6 protein-coding genes are annotated in these 6090 nt (G+C 57.6%); 3 read left to right on the top strand and 3 right to left on the bottom strand.

What is annotated here, in order from left to right; translation table 11 throughout:
- Positions 1 to 69: 69 nt before the first annotated feature.
- Together P8Y64_09375 and P8Y64_09380 are read right to left on the bottom strand one after the other, a co-directional pair.
- The gene (locus P8Y64_09375) at positions 70 to 522 is read right to left on the bottom strand and encodes a hypothetical protein (protein ID MEJ2060680.1); all 453 of its coding nucleotides are present in this window, start codon (positions 520 to 522) and stop codon (positions 70 to 72) included.
- Positions 523 to 680: 158 nt separating this feature from the next.
- Positions 681 to 1421, bottom strand: a complete 741-nt coding sequence (locus tag P8Y64_09380) for an SDR family oxidoreductase (protein MEJ2060681.1) — start codon at positions 1419 to 1421, stop codon at positions 681 to 683.
- Between the two features lie 119 nt (positions 1422 to 1540).
- On the opposite strand from P8Y64_09380, the gene P8Y64_09385 reads away from it, so the two are divergent.
- Both P8Y64_09385 and P8Y64_09390 read left to right on the top strand, forming a co-directional pair.
- Positions 1541 to 2449: a LysR substrate-binding domain-containing protein gene (locus tag P8Y64_09385; GenBank protein ID MEJ2060682.1), complete on the top strand. Its 909-nt coding sequence runs from the start codon at positions 1541 to 1543 to the stop codon at positions 2447 to 2449.
- A gap of 104 nt (positions 2450 to 2553) precedes the next feature.
- The gene (locus P8Y64_09390; protein ID MEJ2060683.1) at positions 2554 to 2904 is read left to right on the top strand and encodes a hypothetical protein; all 351 of its coding nucleotides are present in this window, start codon (positions 2554 to 2556) and stop codon (positions 2902 to 2904) included.
- A 464-nt stretch (positions 2905 to 3368) separates the two neighbouring features.
- Here P8Y64_09390 and P8Y64_09395 read toward each other — a convergent pair whose 3' ends face one another.
- Positions 3369 to 4283 (bottom strand): EamA family transporter, encoded by a 915-nt coding sequence (locus P8Y64_09395; GenBank protein ID MEJ2060684.1) that lies wholly within the window; start codon positions 4281 to 4283, stop codon positions 3369 to 3371.
- A gap of 256 nt (positions 4284 to 4539) precedes the next feature.
- On the opposite strand from P8Y64_09395, the gene P8Y64_09400 reads away from it, so the two are divergent.
- The gene (locus P8Y64_09400) at positions 4540 to 6045 is read left to right on the top strand and encodes a GGDEF domain-containing protein (protein ID MEJ2060685.1); all 1506 of its coding nucleotides are present in this window, start codon (positions 4540 to 4542) and stop codon (positions 6043 to 6045) included.
- Positions 6046 to 6090 lie beyond the last annotated feature (45 nt).

Genomic DNA, 6090 nt, shown 5'->3' on the forward strand with positions numbered 1-6090 from the left:
TGAACGACGGAATCCTACTGGCATCTCCAATCATGCTCAACCACCGATTGGACGATGGGGATGATTCGCTCACTGTTCGGGTTGGTCGACCAGCTCAACGATCAGCGAGGCCAGTTTTCCAGCCTGCCGGGGTGAGGAAAAACCGCCCGGCATCCGGCCAATACCGCCCACAATGCGGGCCTGAATTATCTTCTCGGCATCGGCGTTACCTTTGTAGAATGCCGCAATGCTCAGGAAATTGGGACCGAAACCGCCGTCGGCAACCGAATGGCATTGCATACAGCGCAGTCCTTGCGCCTGGATATACCCCACCAGTTTTTGTGCATTGCCCTGGTTCAGCGCCGGCGGCTCGTTACTCGAAGAGCCGGTCGAACCCGACGCAGAAGATTGCCCCATTCCTCCGCCCATCATCCCCGGCCCCATGGCATACCTTTCCGTGGTCTGGGCATGGACCTGCGTGACCAGCGAACCAAGCAAAACACTGCCCAACAGGGCAAGCAATAGAGATAATCTGATTTTCATATGGATGTCCTGGATGGTTGGGGAAATACCACCGGGGCACACACGCCCTCCCTTTCCAAGAGAATAAAGGCTGTACCTTGGTAACGGGTCAAATAGAACCATCAGCAAGATGCGGATTCGTATTTTCTTGTTGTGTAGCCGTCCCCCCCTACACAAACTCAAGCGAATCCGCCGTTGGCGCGAAGAACCTGGGCGTTGACCCAAGCACCGTCTTGGCCGGCCAGAAACGACACCACACCGGCAATATCATCAGGTTGGCCGATCCGCTCCAACGGAGCTTGCCTGGCGATCTGCGCGATCAGCTCCTCGCTCTTCCCATGAAGAAAGAGTTCTGTGGCAACCGGCCCGGGAGCAACCGCGTTAACGGTGATATTTCGCCCTCTCAGTTCATTCGCGAACACGCGCACCAGCCCCTCCACACCGGCCTTTGACGCGATGTATGCACCATAACCCGGTATATTTTTGGCGATAACGCTGGAAGACAGCGCGATAAAACGGCCAGCCTCCTGCAAGTGCTGCGCTGCCTGCGCCATCATCAGAAACGTTCCTCGCAAATTGATGGCAATGATGCGGTCGAAATCGTCCGGATCCGTTTGTGCTATGGGCGAAAGCCTCATGACGCCGGCGCTGTTCACCACCACGTCGATGCGACCGAAATCCCGTTTCACGCTGTCGTACAGCATTGCCACATCGCCCGGGCTGCCAACATCACCCTGGACTGCAATCGCCCGACCGCCGGCCGATTCAATGGCTGAGACCGTTTCCTGCGCTTTGGCCGTGTTTCCCACGTAGTTGACCGCCACGGCGAAACCGTCTGCCGCCAGGCGCATAGCGATCGCCTGGCCGATTCCGCGCGAACCGCCTGTGACGATCGCACTCCTCTGTGTGTCTTTGCTCATGGTTTTCTCCTGTGCGCAGAGCTGGATGCCCTTTCAGACGCACAGTCTTTTAGTTCATCAGGTAAAAATAAATACCGCTAAACTGGCAACACAATTCAATATTCATCAATAATTAGGCCATGGACCGCCTTGACGCACTTCAACTCTTCACCCGCATCGTGGAAACCGGAAGTTTCAGCCGCGCTGCAGACATGCTCGACATCCCTCGAGCCACCGCCACCCATGCGATCAAGCAGCTGGAGGCACGACTTGGCGTCCGCTTGCTTGAACGAACGACGCGCCAAGTACGCCCTACCCTCGACGGGCAAGCATTCTACGAACGCTGTGTGCATATCCTCAGCGAACTGGACGATGCCGAATCCTCATTGCGGAACGTCGCCTCCAACCCGCGTGGCATTTTGCGCGTGGAGATGCACGGCACCCATGCGACCCGCATCGTCCTGCCAAGGATCGACGAATTCCACAGCCGCTATCCCGGCATCGAGCTGGTCGTCAGCAGTGGAGACCGGCTTATCAATCTGATACGTGAGGGAGTCGATTGCGCAATTCGTGCCGGCAACCTGCACGATTCAAGCCTGGTGGCACGGCGACTGACCACCATGCCCCAGGTCATCTGTGCCAGCCCCGAATATCTTGCCCGCTTTGGCACGCCGCACCACCCTGACGAAATTTCGTCACATCAGGCCGTGAAGTTCTTTTCCAGCAACGGCGGCGTAGACAATACGCTCGAGTTGATCGTCAATGGCAAAATCCGTAAATATGCTGCCGGCGGATGGATGTCGGTCAACGATGCCGAGAATTACGTCGTATGCGCACTGCGTGGCTGCGGGTTGATTCAGCTGCCCCGTTTCCACGTTGAAGAGGAATTGCAGGATGGGCGTCTCGTCGAAGTACTGGATGAATGGGCAAGCCCTGATTTGCCATTATCCGTGCTATATCCACAACGGCGGCAGCTGCCACCGCGTGTCCGCGTGTTCATCGACTGGCTCAGCAGTCTCTACCAAGCGAAGTTTGAAGGCCTGCATTAACAGCACTAAAGCCGTCAGCCATATATCCAAACCACACTTCTAATACTCAGTTGGTATTATTGTGGTTGTGCTATGCAGAGGTATCCAACAAAAAGAAGAAGTTCATGGCAACAAAAATGTATCTTGAATGGGCCAAATGCCCAACCGGCGTCTGGTGTTCGTTTGACCAGCTCGACCCCGCCACGGTGAATGCCAAGGGTATTTATCTGATCTGGCGCAACACCGAGGATGGCGGCGTTGTCAGGGTCGGGAAAGGCAACATCTGCGAACGCATACGCACCCTCAGAAAAGACCCCGCGGTCAGGCGCTACGGCCCCAACCTGCTTGTGACCTGGGCTTCCGTAGAACCTGAAGAAATGGACAGCGTGGTGCGGTACCTGGCCGACCACTACAATCCATTGATCACTGACAGGCTCCCTGAACCGCCACCGATCGCCGTCAATACACCCGACTAAAGCCGTGGACTGAAGGCAGGCGGCGACTGATTGAAGTTCGATAAACCGGATTACTCACTGTCTGAGTTGATCAGCGCGATGATCTCCGCACCGGTGAATCCGCGTTCGCATTTTACGCATCTGAAACCGATGAACTGTGTATCCTCATCAAACAGTTCAATATGGCTTCGCGCGTCTACTATTTCGCCACCACAATCAGGGCAACAGACCGTGTGAAACTCGTCCATAACCAGTGCTCCCATGTAACGTTGGCACCAAGCTCCGTGGACTGAACCTTGCTCATCCAAGGTAGATGATAGGACAAAATTATCGAGCCAAAAATAACCCAAAATGTAGGGGAAACGCCAATCCCATATAGGCCCGAGTGAGATACTAATCCGTTGGCGTATGCCGGCGCCCCGGCAAGTACCAATACCACCTGCTCCGCCTTAAGTATTTTTTACAGATGGCTACCGTAAGTCTGTTCAGCTGTCCATCGCCCTGCCCGGATGGTTGAACAGGATGAATCCCACCACAATGAGCGCCAGCCCCACCAGATGAAAGGCATGCAGGTGCTCATTCAAAAACACCATGGCCAAAGCCGAAGCGAAGACCGGCACCAGGCAGATGAACAGGCCGGCCCGGTTGGAGCCGATCAGATCGACGCCGCGATTCCAGAACAGGTACGCGAGAATCGAAGGGAACACCGCCACGTAGACGGTGCCGGCCAGCAACCCACCGCTTAGATGCGGCGCACCGTAACGCCCCTGCTCCCAGATGTACAAGGGCAGCAGCATAAGGGCGCCAATAGCGAAGGTTGCCACCAGGAAGCTCAGCGGATGCACCACAGGTCGTTTGCGCAGCAGGACGGAATACAACGCGTAGCACAGCACCGCGACCAGCATCCAGACGTCGCCGGTCACGACATGCCAGGTCGCCAGAGTTTCCAGACTGCCGCGCAGGACGATGACGCCTGCGCCGGCAATGCTCAACGCGACGCCGAAGATGCCTTTTTTCGAAACCCGGTCGCCGAACAACAGCAGCCCAAGGATCACGATCGTCGCCGGCATCGCGGTCTGAATCAGGGCGATGTTGGTCGCCGTGGTTGTCTGCGCCGCGGCATACAGCATGGTATTGAAACAGCCGATGCCGAACAGCGACAGCACCAGCATGATCGCCCAGGCGTCGATCAAGGCACGCCAGTCACGCATGACATGCCGCCAGGCAAACGGCAGCAGGATCAGCGCCGCCAGCGCCCAGCGCCAGAACGCCAACGTGACCGGATGCACGCTGTCATGCAACGCCCGGCCGATGATGGCGTTACCAGCCCAAAACAGCGTGGTCAGCGTCAACAGCAAATAGGCGATACGGTGGTCGCCGAGCTTAAGAGCGGTGGACATAACGGGTTATGGAGCAAGCATGGGCCGCCAACTCTACCTGCATCCGTTTTCGGTTATCAAACCCCGCCTATATCCATGCCTATCAAAAGGTTAAACCCTGTTCAATTCAACATATTCCGGCATCTGCCGATAACCTGCACGTATCAAACTCAAACCTCATTCAGGAAAGCATGCAAACGACGGAACGCGCCTGGCACAAGGGAACACGCCCTCCATAACTCCATATCAACCATCATGCCAAGGACAACCAGAACTTATGGATCCACAGTTGCTGAGCCGCCTGAAGCACTGCTCCACCCTGCCCAGCCCCCCTGGGATCGCCGTACAAATACTCGAGATCGCCGAAAACCCGCGCGCCACGCTTACCGAACTGGAGGACATCATTCATCTCGACCCGGCGCTGACTTCCAAGATACTGCGCGTCGCCAATTCGCCGATCTACCGTCAGCGCCGCACCCTGACCAGCCTGCGCCAAGCATTGATGGCGTTGGGACTGCGCGCAACCATGATGCTGGCATTGGGCTTCAGCCTGATACACGACCTGACCGGTGAATCGGAAGAAGGCATAGACCACACCCGCTTTTGGCGTCGTTCATTTCTGGCCGCAACCGCCGGCCAGATGCTGGGATTACACCTGAAACGCAGCGACGCCGAAGAGATATTTCTGGCCGCCCTGCTCCAGGATATCGGCATGCTTGCCCTGGAACGCATCCAGCCCGGGTTCTACCTGGAAGCGGGCGCACACCAGCTCAAGCACCTGGATCTCGTCCGCTACGAAACCGAACACTGCCATACCGATCACAGTCAGGTCGGCGCCTGGCTGCTGGGGAACTGGAATTTTCCGGAACGCATCCGGCATGCCATCGAAACCAGCCATGCCGAGACACCGACTGCGAACGATCGTGACCTCGACGATTTCACCCGCTGTATCGCCCTGTCCGGCCCGCTGGCCGACTACTGGCTGGAGGACGATGAACCTGCAACCCGTTTCGATACCCTGAGAAGCCGGACCCGGGCGCTGCTCAACATTGACGAGGCCACGTTGCCGGACATGCTGGACAGCATGCGCACCAATATCCGGGACACCGAACACGTCTTCGAAACCACCCTGGTCGACGGCCATGAAGCCGATCTACTGCTCAGCCATGCGCACGACCTGAGCACCGTGCTCCAGGCGCATACCGAGCAGGAAACCCACCGGCTGCAACGGGTCACCAAATCGCTGAAGTCACAAACCGCCGAACTCGAAGAACTGGGACGGCGCGACCCGCTGACCGGGCTGTACAACAGAAACTTCCTGGATGAATTTCTCAGCGAGGAATTCGTTCGTGCCAAGAAATACGGCCGTTCGCTCAGCGTCGCCTTTGCGGACGTCGATCATTTCAAGCGCATCAACGACGAACACGGGCACCAGGTCGGCGACCAGATCCTGTGCACCATCGCCACGCTGTTGCGCAATGTGCTTCGCGAAAGTGACGTGGTCGTCCGCTACGGCGGCGAGGAGTTCGTGATCATCCTGCCGGACACACCGCCCTCCGCCGCCGCGGAAATCGCCGAACGCATCATCAAGACCTTCCGCCAGACCAGCCATCCCGTGGGCCACAGCCACACCGTCGCCACCACGATTTCCATCGGCCTGGCCACACAATGGCCGCAAGGCGGTTTCGATAGTGTCGAGCAGCTCGTGAATGCCGCCGACCAGGCGGTTTATCTTGCCAAGACGCAGGGTCGCGACCGGGTCGTGGTCTATGCGCTGGAGTGAAGGTCAGGCCAGCAGCCGGCCGGCCAGCGTCGTCACGGCCTGGCC

This window comes from Gammaproteobacteria bacterium (assembly GCA_037388465.1).
In the GTDB taxonomy this organism is placed as follows: domain Bacteria; phylum Pseudomonadota; class Gammaproteobacteria; order SpSt-1174; family SpSt-1174; genus JARRKE01.